The following is a 1,151-nucleotide window of genomic DNA, read 5'->3' on the forward strand; positions in this document are numbered from 1 at the left end:
GAACCAACTCAGCCCGGCATGCCACGGCTACACCAAGGGCCTTATCGCACAGATAAATATGTTCTCTAGTCCTTCGGGAAGTTCAGCCAGCGACGGCGCATACACGCTGCTTCTGGCAGAATCGCATGAAGTTGAACGTCAGATTCCTCAGTCCCCACCATGCATTTGTTCTTGCAAGACCGATGCGCCGCGTTAGCTTTCCACACATGCTTACCTGCATCTGGCCAAAGACGTGTTCAACGCGGGCCCGAATCTTGGACTTGACCTTGTTTCGTGCCTGTGCATCCTCATCAAGGGGACGATTGCGAGTTCCTCTTTCGTGAATTTGGCTTTCAATGCCTGCTGTAGCTAGCAGCTCCTCAAATTGCCGACCCGCATATCCAGAGTCGGCCCAAACGATATCCACTGAATTTTCCGGATCTAGCAAGGCTGCTATCATCTGACTATCGTGAATGTTGGCTGGCGTAACCACGTATCTGCGAATAAATCCATGTTCGGCATCAATGCAAATACTGTTCTTATAGCCATAGTGGCTGACACCATTCTTTCTCACCCAGCGAGCATCAAGATCCTTCTGCTGCAACCGATTTGGCTTGTCGTGCCAGTCTTCTGGCACTTCGCCTTGCTTGATCACTTGATTCTCTGCCCGGGTATTTCTTTGCTTTGGAACGGGCACCAGTGTGGCATCGATGATCTGGCCACCACGTGCCTCCAGGCCCTGGGCCCGGAGATGCTGCTCAAAGCAATCAAACAATTCTTCGATCACTCCTGCGTTCCTTAGTCTCTCCCTGAAGAATGCCACTGTTGTAGCATCAGGAATCGTATCCATCACTCCCAAGCCAACGAATTCCTCAAAGGATCGACGGTCATTGACCTGAAATTCAAGCGCTTCGTCGCTCAGATTGAAAAGCTGCTGGAGCATCAGCATTCGGAAAAGGATGATGGGATCAATCCGTTTTCTGCCTGCATTGTTCTTGCGCTCAGAACAGTATCCCTGCTCTATGAGAGGGCGAAAACTGTCCCAAGGGATAGCTTCGGAAAGAGCGGTCAGAGTGGGGTTCTTTTGATGCAGTTTGTGGATTCGCTGCTCTTCATCCCAAAAGCCACGCTGCCCCATTGATTTGGCGCTTTCAACGCATCTATTGTATCTG

1 protein-coding gene is annotated in these 1,151 nt (G+C 50.8%); it reads right to left on the minus strand.

All coding sequences use genetic code 11. The features are described from left to right. Positions 1–82 precede the first annotated feature (82 nt). Positions 83–1,151, minus strand: a 1,069-nt coding sequence (locus CJZ82_RS17470) for an IS5 family transposase (RefSeq protein ID WP_233130369.1), incomplete at its 5' end; no start/stop codon positions are given.

Source organism: Synechococcus sp. 1G10 (assembly GCF_002252625.1).
GTDB lineage: Bacteria > Cyanobacteriota > Cyanobacteriia > PCC-6307 > Cyanobiaceae > Regnicoccus_A.